The 15,728-nt window shown below is 68.9% G+C and carries 17 protein-coding genes; 11 read left to right on the top strand and 6 right to left on the bottom strand.

Annotated features, from left to right (window positions below):
* Positions 1 to 38: 38 nt before the first annotated feature.
* The 5 genes from AC31A1_RS08785 to AC31A1_RS08765 are packed head-to-tail and all read left to right on the top strand — an operon-like array spanning position 39 to position 5,873.
* Positions 39 to 1,880, top strand: coding sequence for an SCO2524 family protein (locus tag AC31A1_RS08785; RefSeq protein WP_489652688.1), 1,842 nt, complete (start codon positions 39 to 41; stop codon positions 1,878 to 1,880).
* 3 nt (positions 1,881 to 1,883) lie between these two features.
* Positions 1,884 to 2,801 (top strand): SCO2523 family variant P-loop protein, encoded by a 918-nt coding sequence (locus AC31A1_RS08780; RefSeq protein WP_366490951.1) that lies wholly within the window; start codon positions 1,884 to 1,886, stop codon positions 2,799 to 2,801.
* Entirely contained in the window at positions 2,798 to 3,781 is a 984-nt protein-coding gene (locus AC31A1_RS08775; protein ID WP_489652687.1) for an SCO2522 family protein, read from the top strand. Before AC31A1_RS08780 ends, AC31A1_RS08775 begins: the two co-directional genes overlap by 4 nt.
* Before the next feature lies 1 nt (position 3,782).
* Positions 3,783 to 4,751: an SCO2521 family protein gene (locus tag AC31A1_RS08770; RefSeq protein WP_489652686.1), complete on the top strand. Its 969-nt coding sequence runs from the start codon at positions 3,783 to 3,785 to the stop codon at positions 4,749 to 4,751.
* A gap of 42 nt (positions 4,752 to 4,793) precedes the next feature.
* Entirely contained in the window at positions 4,794 to 5,873 is a 1,080-nt protein-coding gene (locus AC31A1_RS08765; RefSeq protein WP_489652685.1) for a hypothetical protein, read from the top strand.
* 60 nt (positions 5,874 to 5,933) lie between these two features.
* On the opposite strand, the gene AC31A1_RS08760 is transcribed toward AC31A1_RS08765, so the two are convergent.
* Positions 5,934 to 6,476 carry a hypothetical protein gene (locus AC31A1_RS08760; protein ID WP_489652684.1) on the bottom strand — a complete coding sequence of 181 codons (543 nt, stop codon included), beginning with the start codon at positions 6,474 to 6,476 and terminating at the stop codon, positions 5,934 to 5,936.
* A gap of 118 nt (positions 6,477 to 6,594) precedes the next feature.
* Here AC31A1_RS08760 and AC31A1_RS08755 point away from each other — a divergent pair, with 118 nt between their 5' ends.
* On the top strand, positions 6,595 to 6,984 hold the full coding sequence (locus AC31A1_RS08755) for a VOC family protein (protein WP_489652683.1): 390 nt from the start codon (positions 6,595 to 6,597) through the stop codon (positions 6,982 to 6,984).
* On the opposite strand, the gene AC31A1_RS08750 is transcribed toward AC31A1_RS08755, so the two are convergent.
* Complete coding sequence (locus tag AC31A1_RS08750) at positions 6,970 to 7,944, bottom strand: ArsR/SmtB family transcription factor (RefSeq protein ID WP_489652682.1); 975 nt, start codon at positions 7,942 to 7,944, stop codon at positions 6,970 to 6,972. The genes AC31A1_RS08755 and AC31A1_RS08750 overlap by 15 nt on opposite strands.
* A gap of 414 nt (positions 7,945 to 8,358) precedes the next feature.
* Here AC31A1_RS08750 and AC31A1_RS08745 point away from each other — a divergent pair, with 414 nt between their 5' ends.
* The 4 genes from AC31A1_RS08745 to AC31A1_RS08730 all read left to right on the top strand — a co-directional run bounded on the left by AC31A1_RS08745 (position 8,359) and on the right by AC31A1_RS08730 (position 10,889).
* Entirely contained in the window at positions 8,359 to 8,574 is a 216-nt protein-coding gene (locus AC31A1_RS08745; protein WP_327404223.1) for a hypothetical protein, read from the top strand.
* Between the two features lie 65 nt (positions 8,575 to 8,639).
* A complete protein-coding gene (gene recO, locus AC31A1_RS08740; protein ID WP_393755358.1) occupies positions 8,640 to 9,389 on the top strand; it encodes a DNA repair protein RecO in 750 nt (249 codons plus the stop codon).
* Between the two features lie 50 nt (positions 9,390 to 9,439).
* On the top strand, positions 9,440 to 10,282 hold the full coding sequence (locus AC31A1_RS08735) for an isoprenyl transferase (protein WP_489652681.1): 843 nt from the start codon (positions 9,440 to 9,442) through the stop codon (positions 10,280 to 10,282).
* A gap of 64 nt (positions 10,283 to 10,346) precedes the next feature.
* The gene (locus AC31A1_RS08730) at positions 10,347 to 10,889 is read left to right on the top strand and encodes a YcxB family protein (RefSeq protein WP_489652680.1); all 543 of its coding nucleotides are present in this window, start codon (positions 10,347 to 10,349) and stop codon (positions 10,887 to 10,889) included.
* Positions 10,890 to 10,969: 80 nt separating this feature from the next.
* Here the strand turns inward: AC31A1_RS08730 and AC31A1_RS08725 are convergent, their stop codons facing one another.
* From AC31A1_RS08725 to AC31A1_RS08710, 4 genes are read right to left on the bottom strand one after another with little or no spacing between them, the layout of a single operon-like run.
* Positions 10,970 to 11,380: a Fur family transcriptional regulator gene (locus tag AC31A1_RS08725; protein WP_033284652.1), complete on the bottom strand. Its 411-nt coding sequence runs from the start codon at positions 11,378 to 11,380 to the stop codon at positions 10,970 to 10,972.
* A gap of 59 nt (positions 11,381 to 11,439) precedes the next feature.
* Positions 11,440 to 12,342 (bottom strand): metal ABC transporter permease, encoded by a 903-nt coding sequence (locus AC31A1_RS08720; protein WP_393755352.1) that lies wholly within the window; start codon positions 12,340 to 12,342, stop codon positions 11,440 to 11,442.
* Entirely contained in the window at positions 12,342 to 13,106 is a 765-nt protein-coding gene (locus AC31A1_RS08715) for a metal ABC transporter ATP-binding protein (RefSeq protein WP_489652702.1), read from the bottom strand. Before AC31A1_RS08715 ends, AC31A1_RS08720 begins: the two co-directional genes overlap by 1 nt.
* Before the next feature lie 32 nt (positions 13,107 to 13,138).
* On the bottom strand, positions 13,139 to 14,095 hold the full coding sequence (locus AC31A1_RS08710; RefSeq protein WP_489652679.1) for a metal ABC transporter substrate-binding protein: 957 nt from the start codon (positions 14,093 to 14,095) through the stop codon (positions 13,139 to 13,141).
* Positions 14,096 to 14,226: 131 nt separating this feature from the next.
* On the opposite strand from AC31A1_RS08710, the gene AC31A1_RS08705 reads away from it, so the two are divergent.
* Positions 14,227 to 15,609 (top strand): glycine--tRNA ligase, encoded by a 1,383-nt coding sequence (locus AC31A1_RS08705; protein WP_489652678.1) that lies wholly within the window; start codon positions 14,227 to 14,229, stop codon positions 15,607 to 15,609.
* Positions 15,610 to 15,728 lie beyond the last annotated feature (119 nt).

Below are 15,728 nucleotides of genomic sequence, written 5' to 3'. Positions count from 1 at the left end.
TCGGCTGAGGGCAGTGCGGTCTGTGTGAGGGGAATGGAATGGAGATCAAGCCGCGGCAGCACCTGCTGGACATCTGGCAGGCGATCGCCCGCCACTCCTTCGACGGAGGGGAGTGGGCGTGGGGAAAATGGGGCGGTGAGAGCAGCGTCGCCGACGCCGAGCGGCTGCTCTGCCTGCTGTATCCGGCGACCGAGCTGCCGTCGTTCCGGCTGGACGACCCCGACACCACGCTGACCGACGTACAGCAGACGCTGAAGCGGGCCGGCGGACGGCTGGAGATTCCGGCCAACCTCGTCATGGCCGCGGTCGAGTTCATGCGCACCCACACCGACGACAAGAGGCCCACGTTCGCGGGCGGTTACTACTTCCAGTCCCGGGACAAGGAGCAGGACCTCACCGAGGAGCAGCGGCAACTCGGCGTCACCGACTCGTTCTCGATGTCGATCACCCTCTGTCTCGCGCTGCTCGGCTTCCTCAAGGTCTACGAGTCCAAGACCCGTCGCGGCGACATGCAGGAGACGATCAAAGAGCTGAAGGCCGCGACCAGCAACCGGCTCACCGCCGCCATGGTGAGTCTGCTGCGGTCGTTCACGGTCAACGTCTACGACACCGACTCCTCCCAGGGCCAGACGCTCTGCGAACTCCTCGGCCAGGGGCAGTTGTCGCAGCGTCAGGTGCTGGAGCAGTTCCAGCGGCGGTTCCGGCCGCTGCGCGCCGCCATCATCGAGAGCTTCATCCTCGGCCTCGACGTCCAGGAGGCACTCAAGGACGAGAGCCAGCTCTTCGAGTGCGGCTGGGCCTGGAGCCTGGTGCGGGACGCGCCCGAGGTGGAGACCGAGGAGGCCATCGGGACGCAGCCCGACGGCGTCGCCAACCCGGTGCCGTACCTCTACTTCACGGTGGTCGCGCTCGACGGCATCCAGGACCTGTTCTCGGACCGCACCCTGACCCTGGGCCTACTCAACGCCGAACAGCAGAAGCTCGCCGAGGCGTTACGACTGCGCTGGGAGATCACGCAGCAGTACTGGTCGCGCATCGCCCGCTTCGACGGCGACCGCTGGCCCCTGGAGGACATCCCCTGGCGTACGACGGGACAGCGGCTGGAGTCCGAGTACTTCTCGCTCTCCGTCGCCGCGATCCTCGTGCACGACCTGATGCGCCGCCGGGCCACCGACGACGACCTGACCCGCACCGTCCGCGTCATGGAGCGCCTCGCCGAACGCGGCCGTATCACCAGCCGGATGACGCGCGACGACCCGATGATCCAGCTGCACAACCCCGGCGTCACCCTGCCGCTCCAGGGCGGCGGCACCATCGGCCCGCCGATGGACTGGACGATGAGCGACTTCTCCGCCCAACTCCTCAAACGCACCGTCCAGTTGTGCACGCTCTCCCGCAACCTCTCCGCGCACGACCGGCTGCTCAGGCTGGCCGAGGACATCTTCGGCCATGTGTGGCGGCGCCGGATGGGCGAGGGCGAGGGCGTCGGCCTGTGGGACAACGTGCACGCCATCTACCCGGAGACCGCCCTCACCGAGGGCCCGGTGTCCTGGAGCATCACCGAGCGGGTCACCGAGGTGATGGTCCAGGTCCACAACATGTACGCGCAGCCCCCGATCCGTAGCCTCGAACTCACCGAGCTGGCACGGGCGTTGCTCAGCGAGTCCACCCACCTGCTGGGCAACGAACAGATGGCGCCCGCGCCCAACGCCGACGGAAAACGCGGCATGCAACTCAGGGGAATCGAGGTCAAGTTGCGCCGCGCCCGCGCGCTCGTCGACGAACAGCCGGGCACCGCCTACTCGTTGACCCTCGACGTACTGGGCCAGCTCGACGCACTCGCCCGGGCCCGCGAAGCCGCCGCGGTCCAGGGAGTGTGACCCGTGCTGATCTTCGCGGCCTCCGACAAGGGAGGCACGGGCCGCTCCGTCACCAGCGCCAACCTCGCCTACCAGCGCGCCCTGACGGGAGACGACGTCTGCTACCTGGACTTCGACTTCGGCTCACCCACCGCCTCGGCCGTCTTCGACGTGCCCGACGCCCGCCAGGCCGCCGAGGACCGCGGACTGCACTCGTACCTGATAGGCGAGATCAGCGAACCGGTCCGGATCGACGTCTGGGCGGACACCGAACACCGCGTCCTGCGCAACCAGCCGCCCGGAGCGGGCCGGTTGATCCTGATGCCGGGTGACCTCAGCGGCGGCGAGTTCGCCACCTCCGGCGACAACCTGCGCCGCTGCGTGGACCTTCTCCTGCGCCTCAACGGCGAGTTCGACCTGATCGTCGTCGACCTCAGCGCCGGCCGCAGCTACGCCGTCGACATGGTCCTCGCGGCCACCTCGCAGCGGGCGATGAGCGGTGTCCTGGCCCGCTGGCTGGTCTTCCACCGCTGGACCCGGCAGCACGTGGAGGCCGCGGCCAGCCTGGTCTACGGCAAGCGCGGCATCATCGCCGGCGGTGTCGCCCGCGGCCACGACGAGGACGCGCTGCGCGGCGCGATCCGTTTCGTACGGGCCGCCGTACCCGATCCCGACTCGGCGCTGTGGTCGCAGGCGACGCCCACCCAGTCGGCGTGGATGGAGCAGTGCGACACCGAGTTGAAGCATCTCGCCTCGCACCACGGCATCGGCTACAGCCAGGTCCTCGGCTCGGTGCCGCTGGAGCCGGTGTTGCAGTGGCGGGAGCAACTCATCACCGACGAGGACGTGTTGGACAGCCAGATCGCCACCATGGAGACCTGGCAGGCGCTGAGCGACCTCGCCGCGCGGCTGACCGACGACAAGTACTGGGAGGAGGCATGACGGAGGCCGTCTTCCGGGAGACCACCGCGGACCCGCGGACCCAGTCCGTGCCGCTGGCCCATCTCTCGCTGGAGCTGGGCCACCTCTACATGGAGGACTTCGAGGCGGGCCCTGAGCGGCTGCGCGAGCACTTCGCCGAGGTCCGGATCTGGGTGGACGCGGCCCGCGCCTCCGCCGCCCGCCGCACCGGCGGCAAACGCCCCCGCATCAGCACGTGCTTCCTGATCGACGACTACTTCACCCGCTTCTCCACCCCGGCCGAACTCGTCCCGCTGGTCCTCGAAGAGGCCGGGAAGGCGGGCCTCGTCATCGACTACCTCGCCCGCGAGTCGGGCTGCGCGGTCGCCGACCGGATCGAGCTGGCCGAGTCCGTCATGCACCGCCTCGTCGAGTCGCCGCCGCCCGGCAGCCACGGCTCCCGCCCGCCGGTCAGCCAGACGGGCTGGCTCGCGAACGGCGAGCGCACCACCCCGACGCGCAGCGCGCTGGCGGAGATCGTCACCTGGCAGCCACCGCACGAGACCGCGGCCCGCAACCACTCGGTCTTCATGGATGTCGAGCTGTGGTCCGAGACGGACAAGGGCCGCCTGTGGTCCTGCCCGTTCCTGGCCGCCGTATGGCAGTTGGCCCGCCTGGGTCTGCTACGGCACCTGGGCGAACCGGTGTTGGTCCCGCAGCCGTGGACCGGCGGGGACTTCCCGTGCGACTGGGACCGGCTGCCGCCGCTGCTCCAACTCAGCGACACCCGGGTCCCGTTCAGCGCGTACCGCACCTGCACGCTGATGGCGAACCGGTTCGTCGCCGTCGAGGACGCCGTACGGCTCATCCTCGACCAGATAGACGTGGACTCCGTCGCGCTCGAACAGGTCGCCAAACGGTCCGCGGGCGAAGGCGTCGCGGTACCGGAGGCGGTGGCCCAGCGCGCCACCTACGTGTTCTACGAGGAGCCAGCCAACTCGGTGTCACCCGACGGGAATTGACATGACGACCCCCGGCCGGCAGACGCGCTCGGTCCTCGCCTGCGGCGAGGTGCGCACCGGTCTGCTGCCCTCTTTCCAGGCACTGGACGGCCGCACCGCCGCCCAACTCCTGCGGCTGCGCGCCGACGAACACGTCCGGGTCTCCGAGCGGCCCAATCTCTACGCCCTCTCGCCCGAGGTCCTCACGGGCGTGGACTGCCGGCTGCCCACGTCGAACGGCGCCAAGGTCAGGGCCGTCGGTACGGTCGTCACCCGCGCCGCACTCACCGAGGGCCGGGTCCTCCAGTCCACCGCCTACTTCAGCGCCCCGGCCGCCGGACCCGACGTACGCCGGCCCTGGGGGCACTACCTGGTCCGCCCCGGGGTCGTCGAGCCGTTCGGGAAGCTGCCCGAACAGGCCACCGCGGAGGGCGTGTTGCGCGGTGGCGGGCGCGGCGAACTGGACCTGGGGATGATCGCCGAGGGACTGCTGGCGCAGCTGGTGCGCCACCCGCTCCTCGACCACAAGGCTCCCTTCAAGTCCCGCCGCACACAGCTGCGTTGGGCCGCGCGGCAGGCGCCGGAGGGTGAAGGGCCGTCGCTGGACCGCTTCACGCTGGCCGAAGACGGCCTGCGGACAGTGGAGTTGAGGGTGCCGGAAGGCATCGAGGCGGCCGCGGTCGCGGGGCTCTGCGAAGACCTGGCGTTGCACGACTGGCTTTTGACGACCGTGGTGCACATGCTGGAGAACAGCCGGCTCGGTGCGGCGGACGGGCCCGCGGCGGTCCTGGCGCTGCGCCCGGCCGTCGATCACCTGCTGCATCTGTGGATGCCGCGCGCGCACGTGGACCGCACGCTGGGACACCTGTGGGACGTACTGGAGCGGGAACCGGGCTTCAGCCGCCAATGGGAGAACCTTCGCCAGCGTATCCGGGACCAACTGGCCATACAGGCAATCCCGTTGCTGCACCAGGCGCTGAGCACGCGCTGACGGGGCGGCACGAACCGCATATCCGACGGGGGAGAGGTTCACATGAACGGAGTGACGACACCAGGGGCAGGCGGCCTGCGGTCCGTACCGCAGCAGGACCAGGTGCAGCGCAGATCAAAGCTGTTCCTCAAGACGCTCTTCGCGATCTTAGCGGGAGGCGCCGCCTTCTTCGTGACCAACGTCCTCAACGAGAACGACGGCGACCTGTGGCAGTGGACGATGTCCATCGTCCTCGGCTGCGCGACGCTGATCGTGCAACTGCTCGTGGACTTCGGCGAGCGGCTGGAGGCCGTCCAGGAGAGCCAGAAGCGACGCATCCGGGACATGAAGGACAGCCTGTCCAGCCATCACGCCGAGATGCGCGTGGCGGTCGACGAGAGCTTCGCGAAGATCAACGCCGCGACGGAGCTGTACAGCAAGGTCGACGGCTCGGTGCTGCGCTCCGACGAGGTGACCCGGCTGGTGCTGGGCTACACGAAAGTCGGCGAGCAGGGCGCGGACATCGTCAAGGCCTTCGCCGAGGAGGAGCTGGGCCGTCTCGCGCTCCTGATGGAGAACCTCGGCAACGGCACGGCGGACTGCCCCGGCGAGAACCACGAGTGGCTGATCGACCTCACCAAGTGCGTCAAGCGGACGCTCTTCGCCACCAGCACGTCCGTGGACCGCGACTTCTGGTCGAGCGAGCCCGCACGCCGCTATCTCGCCGCCCAGGAGACGGCCATCAAGACACGGCGTGTGCAGGTCCGGCGGGTGTTCCTCGTCGACGACCAGGCGGAAGTCACCGGCAGCCTCCGTCAACTCTGCGAGAGGCACCGCAAGTTCGGGATCGACGCGCGTATCGCGGTCCGGGCCCAGCTGGAACCGACGGCCCAGATGAACTCGTTGAACGACTTCATCGTCTTCGACGGCGAACTCTGCTACGAGACCGAGCCGGACATCCACGTCATGCCGGCCAAGACGACACTGAAGCTGACCCGCGAGCATGTGGAGGAACGGATCAACCGGTTCAACGTGCTCTGGGAGGCCACAGAACCGGACCGCACCCCGGAACCGGCCCCGACCCCGGAACCGGACGGAGGAAGGGCGGTCACCCACCCCGCCGGTCAACGCCGACAACCGTGACCATCGCGGACATTCGTGGGCCGGGGTGCCCTGGGTCTACGGCACGCTGTTCGCGGGGAGTCACGCCCCGGGCGGCGGTGGTACGACCTGCCCGTAGTCGCTGCTGGAGTAGTCCCCGTCCGCCAGGAAGCCGGGGCTGGTGCCCTGTTCGATGTACGGGGGCGGGTCCGTGTTGACGGACATGTCGCCGTTGGAGTTGATGCTGACGGTGACCTTCACCTGGCCGGCGGGTGGGCTGTCGCCGTAGCCGAGCTTCTCGGGGAGGTAGCCCTGGTACTGCTGCGGGGCGGAGTTGGTGATCTGGAAGGTGCCGTCGACCGGCTTGGCCTGGTTGATGCTGCCCCAGGTGGTGTCGGTGCTGGAGATCGCGGCCGTGGTGCCGCTGGTCAGGTTGCCCTGGCCGTCCCAGCAACGGGTGATGGTGATGGTCGAGTTGGCCATCGTGGTGTCGAAGAAGAGCGAGTCGTCGTTCCAGTGCCAGTGGAACTGGTAGCCGCCGTCGCAGGTGGTGGCCTGGGCCGTTCCCGGCGTCAGGAGCAGCGCGAGGGGGGCCAGGGCGAGGACGGAAAGTCGGACGGTGCGTTTGCGGAGTGCGGTCAGCATGGCCTCAGGTTCGCAACCGCCGTACGGGGAAGGGAAAACCCTTCGACCGTGCTCGAATCGTCCGGTACGGTCGCGAGGTTGTTTTCACTGCCGGGAGCCCTTGAGAGCAGGTTTTTTCATGGCGAGTCGTATCGGTGAGCTGGTGCTCGGGTGTCGTGATCCCGAACTGCTGGCGCGGTTCTGGTGCGAGGTCCTGGGCTTCGTCGTGCTCGAACGCGAGGAAGGGCAGTGGGTGGAGATCGGGACGTCGGAAGGGTTCGGGGGGCCGCATCCGACCCTCTTCTTCAGTCGGCGGGACGAGCCCGAGCCGGGGAAGTCCCGGTTGCACATCGACGTCAACCCCACCGACCGTGATCAGGACGCCGAGCTCGAACGGCTGCTGGCGCTCGGTGCGCGGCGGGCCGACATCGGTCAGACGGGGGAGGAGCAGTGGCATGTGCTGGCCGACCCCGAGGGCAATGAGTTCTGCCTGCTCAAGGCTCGTATCAACCCGCTAGCCGTCCAGTAGGGCCAGTCCCAGTGGGGTGAGCGTGTGCAGGACCGCCTGGCCCGCCCGTGACGTGCTCAGGAGACCCGCCTCGCGCAGTACGCCCGCGTGGTGGCTGGCCGTGGCCGGCGCGATGCCCACGCCGTGGGCGAGTTCCGTGGTCGTCATGCCGTGGTGCTCCGCGAGCGACTCCAGGACCTCCGTGCGGGTCTGGCCGAGCAGCGCGCCCAGGGAAGGGCGGTGGCGCGTCGTCCTGCCTACGGCCGTGTCGTGGGCCATGGGGTAGACCACGACCACCGGGAGCGTGGGGTCCCTCAGGAGTGTCGGGTACCGCCAGCAGAAGTACGACGGCAGGACGAGCAGTCCCCGGCCGTCCAGTCGTACGTCCCGGTCCGCTCCGCCCGGGCCGCTGACTTCGAGCACCGGTGGCTGCCAGGAGAGGCCGGGGTGGAGCCTGCCCAGCAGGCCGTCCAGGTGACCCTTCGTCAGGAAGCGGTCGTGAAGCGAGCGTTCGGCGTCCAGGCGGGTGCGGATGCCGTTCCACCAGGGGGCGAGCGCGATCCGGATGTAGGCGCGGAGCGCCTGTGCGAGATGCGCTACGGCGTCCCCGTCGCCCTCGGCCAGCGACGGCGCCCAGGACGGTAACTTCCGCCCCGCGCGCGAGAGTTCGAGCAGATCGTGCCGGAGCCGGCCCCGCGGGGTGGAGAGCAGCGCGCCTATCCCCGCCTCCAGGCCACCGGCTCCGCCCGCCGGGGTGAGGAAGTCCGGTGAGTATCCGTGGGGCGGTGCGAGCCGCAGCAACTCCCGGACCGGAACGGGCAGTTCGGGCCGCACCGCCCGCCGCCAGGGGCCGAAGACAGCCGACGCGGTGTTGGTCTGGAGTACGTGCATGCTCAGCAGCGCTTCCCATAAGGGGTCCGGTGTCTGCGCGAGCCTGATGTGTGCGAGGTCGTCGTCCGTGAAGTGGATGCGGACCGGCATGGGTGGCCTCCCCCGTTAGAGCCTCGTTCCCGTTCGAGCCTCGTTCCATAGTCGGAAGAGGGCCGGGGACGCGCCTGACCGCAACGCCGACCTTCACGGAATCGGCGCCGAAAGCACCCTTCTGTATAGACGATCTGTATAGACGATGCCGACGGTTCTCAGGATCTCGCCAAACCGGATGAGCAGATCCGTCTGCGGTTTCCGAATTCCCTGTTCGAATTGGCTGACACAGTCAACCCCCTTGGTCCGCACCGCAGTTGCCGTCGACAGACTCCTGCCGAGTGTAGGGGGATCAGGGGTGCCCCGGAGACGGGAAGCGTGAAAGTCGAAAAGGGAGGGGAGCCAGGTGTGGGCACACTGCTTGGAGGCGAGGGAAACCTTGATGGAATTCCGGATTCGGGTGCGAGGAGAGCGATGAAACCGCCAGTCGGATCGGTCGCCGTGGACACCCGTAACGGGAGAGTGGGCATCGTCATGGGGCATGAGGGGCCTTATGTTCAGCTGCGCCCGTACGGCGGCGGGCGGGAGTGGGACGTCGAGCCGGCCGCCGTGCGGGACGCGACCCCGGCCGAGCGGCTGAGCGCGGCGACCGCGTACGCGAACGCCCGCAGCCGGGGTGAGGTGCCTTGAAGCGCCGATGCCTGGATGCCTCGATGCGTCGTGGCGCCACAGAGCCGTAGGGGACAATGGGCGGCATGAGTCTGTTCCGCGACGACGGCATCGTGCTGCGCACCCAGAAGCTGGGTGAGGCGGACCGGATCATCACGCTGCTCACCCGGGGTCACGGGCGGGTACGCGCGGTGGCGCGCGGGGTGCGGCGGACCAAGTCGAAGTTCGGTGCCCGGCTGGAACCCTTCTCCCATGTGGACGTGCAGTTCTTCGCGCGGGGCAGCGAACTGATCGGCCGCGGGCTGCCGTTGTGCACCCAGAGTGAGACCATCGCTCCGTACGGTGGCGGGATCGTCGCCGACTACGCGCGGTACACCGCCGGCACGGCCATGCTGGAGACGGCCGAGCGGTTCACCGATCACGAGGGCGAGCCCGCCGTACAGCAGTATCTGCTGCTGGTGGGCGGGCTGCGGACGCTGGCCGGCGGTGAGCATGCTCCGCATCTCATCCTCGACGCGTTCCTGCTGCGTTCCCTCGCCGTCAACGGCTATGCGCCGAGCTTCGGTGACTGCGCGAGGTGCGGGATGCCGGGGCCGAACCGGTTCTTCTCCGTGGCGTCGGGCGGGGTCGTCTGCGCGGACTGCCGGGTGGCCGGAAGCGTCGTACCCTCACCGCAGGCCCTGGAACTCCTCGGTGCGCTGCTTACGGGAGACTGGGAGACGGCGGACGCGTGCGAGGCGCGGCATGTGCGGGAGGGCAGCGGGCTGGTGTCCGCCTATCTGCACTGGCATCTGGAACGCGGGCTCCGCTCACTGCGGTACGTGGAGAAGTCGTAGCAGGTCGTAGCAAGTTGTCGTAGGTCGTAGACAGAGGAGACGAGAAGCACATGGCCGTACGCGGGATCCTGGGGCGCCAGCGGCGCGAGTACAAGGCGCCGGAGCCGCACCCGTCGGGGGCCACCGCACCGAAGCTGCCCGGTGAGCTGATCCCGAAGCACGTGGCGATCGTCATGGACGGGAACGGACGGTGGGCGAAGGCGCGGGGGCTGCCGCGCACCGAGGGCCACAAGGTCGGCGCCGAGCGGGTGTTGGACGTGCTTCAGGGCGGCGTCGAGATGGGCGTCGGCGCGATCTCGCTGTACGCCTTCTCCACCGAGAACTGGAAGCGGTCGCCCGACGAGGTGCGCTTCCTCATGAACTTCAACCGCGACTTCATCCGCAAGTCCCGTGACACCCTCGACGAGCTCGGTATCCGGGTGCGGTGGGTGGGCCGTATGCCCAAGCTGTGGCGGTCGGTCGCCAAGGAGCTCCAGATCGCGCAGGAGCAGACCAAGGACAACGACGCGCTCACGCTGTACTTCTGCATGAACTACGGTGGGCGGGCCGAAATCGCCGACGCGGCAAGGGCGTTGGCCGAGGACGTACAGGCGGGCCGGCTCGACCCGGCCAAGGTCGACGAGAAGACCCTCGCCAAGTACATGTACTACCCGGACATGCCCGAGGTCGACCTCTTCCTGCGCCCCAGCGGCGAGCAGCGCACCTCCAACTACCTGATCTGGCAGAGCGCTTACGCCGAGATGGTCTTCCAGGACGTGCTCTGGCCGGACTTCGACCGGCGTGACCTGTGGCGCGCGTGCGTCGAATTCGCCCAGCGGGACCGCCGGTTCGGCGGCGCGGTGCCGAACGAGAAGCTGCTCGCGATGGAGCAGGCGATGCGGGGAAACGAGTAACACCCCTGTCAGACTCCGGGGTTACCATCACGGCTCGTCACCGCAGCAACGGGGAGGGGCCGTGATGGAGCAGGCACAGAGCGTCGAGCAACGCGTGAGCGACGTGGTGCTGGAGTACGAACTCCGGCTGGAGGACATGACCGAGGCCGTCCGGCTGCTGTTCCGCAAGCGCGGCCGGGCCGGGTTCGTCCACCACCCCGTCTTCCTCGCGGCCGTCATGGTGGTGGGCGTGCTCCTGCTGACCGCGGGCCTGGCGGGCGGCGACGGCATCGGCTTCGCCTTCGGCGGGGCGCTCATGGTCTGGCCGCTGCTGATGCTCCGGGTCCCCGGCATGACCGCCCGCCAACTGCTGCGGGCCAACCAGCACCACGGCGTGATGCGGGTGACCGTCGCCGAGGAGGGCGTGCGGACGGTCAGCGCACACATGGACTCGCGCATGTCCTGGGCCAATTACGGCAGTTACGCCGAGACGGACCACTGCTTCGTGCTCCGCAGCCCGGACAGGATCGGAGCCTGCGCGATGGTCATCGTCAAGCAGGGAGCGCCCACACAGAAGGACGTCGACCAACTACGCGCCCTGCTGAACACCAAGCTCCCTCGCGTCTGAACAAGCGGTCCCGACAGCGCGCCCCTCAGGGGCGCGGGGAACTGCGCGACCAGCCCCCACCGGGCCCGCGCTTTATCCGCTCAACCTGCGGAGCACTCCGCACAAGTGCCGAAGATCTCGACAGTGTGCGCCACGTTCACATACCCATGCTCCGCCGCGATCGCCTCCGCCCACTTCTCCACGGCAGGGCCCTCCACCTCCACCGCCTTGCCGCAGACCCGGCACACCAGGTGGTGATGGTGATCGCCCGTGGAGCAGCGGCGGTACACCGATTCGCCCTCGTCCGTGCGCAGGACGTCGACCTCGCCCGCGTCAGCGAGGTTCTGGAGGGTGCGGTAGACCGTGGTCAGGCCCACCGAGTCACCCTTGTGCTTGAGCATGTCGTGGAGTTCCTGGGCGCTGCGGAACTCGTCGACCTCGTTGAGCGCCGCCGACACGGCGGCACGCTGGCGGGTGGAGCGTCCCTTTACGGGCGGGCCGGCCGTCGTCACCGTTGCCTCCTCACGTCTGCACTTTGCCGAGCCATTGTGCCAGCCCGGGCTGTGCGTGGTCAGACGCCGACCTCGTCGGCGGCCCCCCGGGTGGCTGGAATCGCGCACTCCACCGGGTCCCCGGCGGGGCGCGCGGCCGCCGCGGCCCGGGCCCGGCGCCTCGCCAGCGGGGTCGCCAGCGCGGTCAGCGCGATGAACGCGGCGATCGTCAGGAGCACGATCGTCGCGCCGGGCGGCACGTCCTGGTAGTACGAGGTGACGGTGCCGCTGACCGACACGGTCACGCCGATCACGCCCGCGATCGCCAGCGTCGCCCCGAAACTGCGGGTCAGCTGCTGCGCGGCGGCGACCGGCACCACCATCAGCGCGGAGACCAGGATCAGGCCCACGACCCGCATCGCGACGGTGACCGTGACGGCCGCGGTGACCGCCGTCAGCAGGTTCAGGGCACGCACGGGAAGGCCCGTGACCCGCGCGAACTCCTCGTCGTGGTTCACGGCGAACAGCTGCCGCCGCAGCCCCAGCGTGACCACGATCACGAACGCGGCGAGGATGCCGATCGCCGTCACGTCGGACTGCGAGACCGTCGAGAGGGAGCCGAAGAGGTACGAGCTCAGGTTGGCGTTCGAGCCGCCCGGCGCGAGGTTGACGAACATCACGCCGCCCGCCATACCCCCGTAGAAGAGCATCGCGAGGGCGATGTCGCCGCGGGTCTTGCCGTACCAGCGGATCAGCTCCATGAGGACCGAGCCGAGCACGGAGACGGCGGTGGCCATCCAGACCGGGGAGGCGTTCAGCAGGAAGCCGAGGCCCACGCCGGTCATCGCGACGTGGCCGATGCCGTCGCCCATGAGGGGCTGGCGGCGCTGGACGAGGTAGATGCCGATCGCGGGGGCGGTGATGCCGACGAGGACGGCGGCGATGAGCGCCCGCTGCATGAAGGCGTAGTCGAGGATGTCCATCAGCTCAGCAGTCCCGTGCGGATCGGTTCGGCGTCCGCCGAGTGCGGGTGTACGTGGTCGTGGCCGGGCAGCGCGTGCTGGCCCAGCGCGCGCGGGGGCGGGCCGTCGTGCTGGACGCAGCCGTCGCGCAGGACGACCGCGCGGTCGATCAGCGGCTCCAGCGGGCCGAGTTCGTGCAGGACGAGCAACACCGTTGTGCCTTCGGCGACTTGGCGGGTCAGGGTGTCCGCCAGCACCTTCTGGCTGGCCAGGTCCACGCCCGCCATCGGCTCGTCCATGATGAGGAGTTCGGGTTCGGCGGCGAGCGCGCGGGCGATCAGCACGCGCTGGTGCTGGCCGCCGGAGAGCGCGTCGACGGAGTCCTTGGCGCGGTCCGCCATCCCGACCAGCTCCAGGGCGTGCCGTACGGCCTCGTGGTCCGCCTTGCGCAGCAGGCCGAAGCGGGCACGGGAGAGACGGCCGGACGCCACGATCTCGGTGACCGTGGCGGGCACCCCGCCCCCGGCCGTCGTGCGCTGCGGTACGTAGCCCACGCGCCGCCAGTCGCGGAAGGCGCGGCGCGGGGTGCCGAACAGCTCGATCTCGCCCTCGGCGAGCGGGACTTGGCCGATGATCGTGCGGATCGCGGTCGACTTGCCGGAGCCGTTGGCGCCGAGCAGCGCGACCACCTCACCGCGGCGCACGGTGAGGTCGATGCCGCGCAGGACGGGTCGCGAGCCCAGCTCGGCGCGGACTCCGCGCAGCGATATGACGGGCTCGCTCATCAAGTCGCTCATCAACTCGTCCTCCGTGCTGGTCATTTGCTTCCCAGGGCCGTCCGCAGGGCCTTGAGGTTGGCCTGCTGGACCGAGAAGTAGTCCTTGCCGCGGGATTTTTCGGTGATGCCCTCGATCGGGTCGAGGACGTCGGTCTTCAGGTTCGCGTCCGCGGCGATGGTCTTCGCGGTCTTGTCGCTGACGAGCGTCTCGTAGAACACCGTGGTGACGCCGTCGGCCTTCGCCATCTTCTCAAGGTCCTTCACGCGCTCGGCACTCGGCTCCGACTCGGGGTCGAGACCGTTGATGGCCTCCTCGGTGAGGCCGTAGCGCTCGGCGAGGTAGCCGAAGGCGGCGTGCGTGGTGATGAACACCTTGGTCCTGGTGTTCGCGAGGCCCGTCTTGAACTCGGTGTCGAGCGCGTCCAGCTTCTTGACCAGGGCCGCGGTGCTGGTCTTGTAGTCGGCCGCGTTCTTCGGGTCGGCCTTCTCGAAGGCCTTGCCGACGCCCTCGGCGACCTGGGCGTAGCGCACCGGGTCGAGCCAGATGTGGGGGTCGAGGCCGGCCAGCTCCTCGTTCTTCGAGGAGTCGTGGGAGGCGGCGTGGCCGCCGACCTCGTTGCCGTGCTTCTCCTCGGTGGTGAGGGAGGCCGCGTCGATCTTCGTCTTGACGCCGGACTGGCTCACCACGTCGTCGACGGAGGGCTGGAGGTTCTTGAGGTAGAGCACCGCGTCGGACTCCCCGAGCGCGGCGGTCTGCTGCGCGCTGATCTCCAGGTCGTGCGGCTCCTGGCCGGGTTTCGTCAGGCTGGTGACGTGGACGTGGTCCCCGCCGATCTGCTCGGCGAGGTACTGCAGCGGGTAGAACGCCGCGACGACGTCGAACTTGTCCGTGTTGGCCGCGGACGCGCTGTCGGAGCAGGCGGAGAGGGTCCCGAGACCGAGGGCGGTGGCCGCGGCTATCGCGATCCCGGATATGTGGCGTCGTCGTACGTTCATGACAGTCATTTTCAACAGAGATGGAAACCGTTGTCAACAAGCCCTGGCTATGGAACCGATTTGATACGGGGCAGGGCGGCGCCGGTAACCTGAGACATTCGCTGCCGTCCATCCGTCATGAAGAGAGCACCGTGGCCGCCGACAAGATCGACACCATCGTCAGCCTGAGCAAGCGCCGTGGCTTCGTATTCCCCAGTAGTGAGATCTACGGCGGCCAGCGCGCCGCCTGGGACTACGGGCCGCTGGGTGTCGAGCTCAAGGAGAACCTGAAGCGCCAGTGGTGGCGCTACATGGTGACGTCGCGCGAGGACGTGGTCGGTATCGACTCGTCCGTGATCCTGGCCCCCGAGGTGTGGGTCGCCTCCGGCCACGTCGCCACTTTCTCGGACCCGCTGACCGAGTGCACCGCGTGCCACAAGCGGTTCCGCGCGGACCACCTGGAGGAGGCGTACGAGGCCAAGCACGGCCGCGCCCCCGAGAAGGGCCTCGCCGACATCAACTGCCCCAACTGCGGCAACAAGGGCCAGTTCACCGAGCCCAAGGAGTTCTCCGGCCTGCTCTCCACCCACCTCGGCCCGACGCAGGACACCGGCTCCGTCGCCTACCTGCGCCCCGAGACCGCCCAGGGCATCTTCACCAACTTCGCCCAGGTGCAGACCACTTCGCGCCGCAAGCCGCCGTTCGGCATCGCGCAGATGGGCAAGTCCTTCCGCAACGAGATCACGCCCGGCAACTTCATCTTCCGGACCCGCGAGTTCGAGCAGATGGAGATGGAGTTCTTCGTCAAGCCGGGCGAGGACGAGAAGTGGCAGGAGTACTGGATGGAGCAGCGCTGGAACTGGTACACCGGCCTGGGCCTGCGCGAGGAGAACATGCGGTGGTACGACCACCCCAAGGAGAAGCTCTCCCACTACTCCAAGCGCACCGCTGACATCGAGTACCGCTTCCAGTTCGGCGGCAACGAGTGGGGCGAGCTGGAAGGCGTCGCCAACCGCACGGACTTCGACCTGAACGCCCACTCCAAGGCCTCCGGCCAGGACCTCTCCTTCTTCGACCAGGAGGCCCAGGAGCGCTGGACGCCGTACGTCATCGAGCCCGCCGCCGGTGTCGGCCGCGCGATGCTGGCGTTCCTGCTCGACGCGTACGTCGAGGACGAAGCGCCCAACGCCAAGGGCAAGTTGGAGAAGCGCACGGTGCTGCGCCTGGACCACCGGCTCGCCCCGGTGAAGGTCGCGGTGCTTCCGCTGTCCCGGAACCCCGAGCTGTCCCCGAAGGCCAAGGGCCTTGCCGCCGCGCTCCGCCAGAACTGGAACATCGAGTTCGACGACGCCGGTGCCATCGGCCGCCGTTACCGCCGTCAGGACGAGATCGGTACGCCGTACTGCGTGACGGTCGACTTCGACACCCTTGAGGACAACGCGGTGACGGTTCGCGAGCGCGACTCGATGAAGCAGGAACGCGTGTCGCTGGACCAGATCGAGGGCTACCTGGCCGGGCGTCTGATGGGCGCCTAGGTCTGTTTGAACCGAGAACGCCGGACGGGCTGATTGTGCCCGTCCGGCGTTGGCTATTGGTCCTTGATACGGGCGTCCCATTGGACCTGCCGGGGGGATCGCGACACCGTCAGGCTGAG

The sequence above is a fragment of the Streptomyces sp. P5F9 genome (assembly GCF_057961495.1).
Note: the sequence above shows the minus strand (reverse complement) of the source record. Positions and strands in the feature narration are given on the sequence as shown.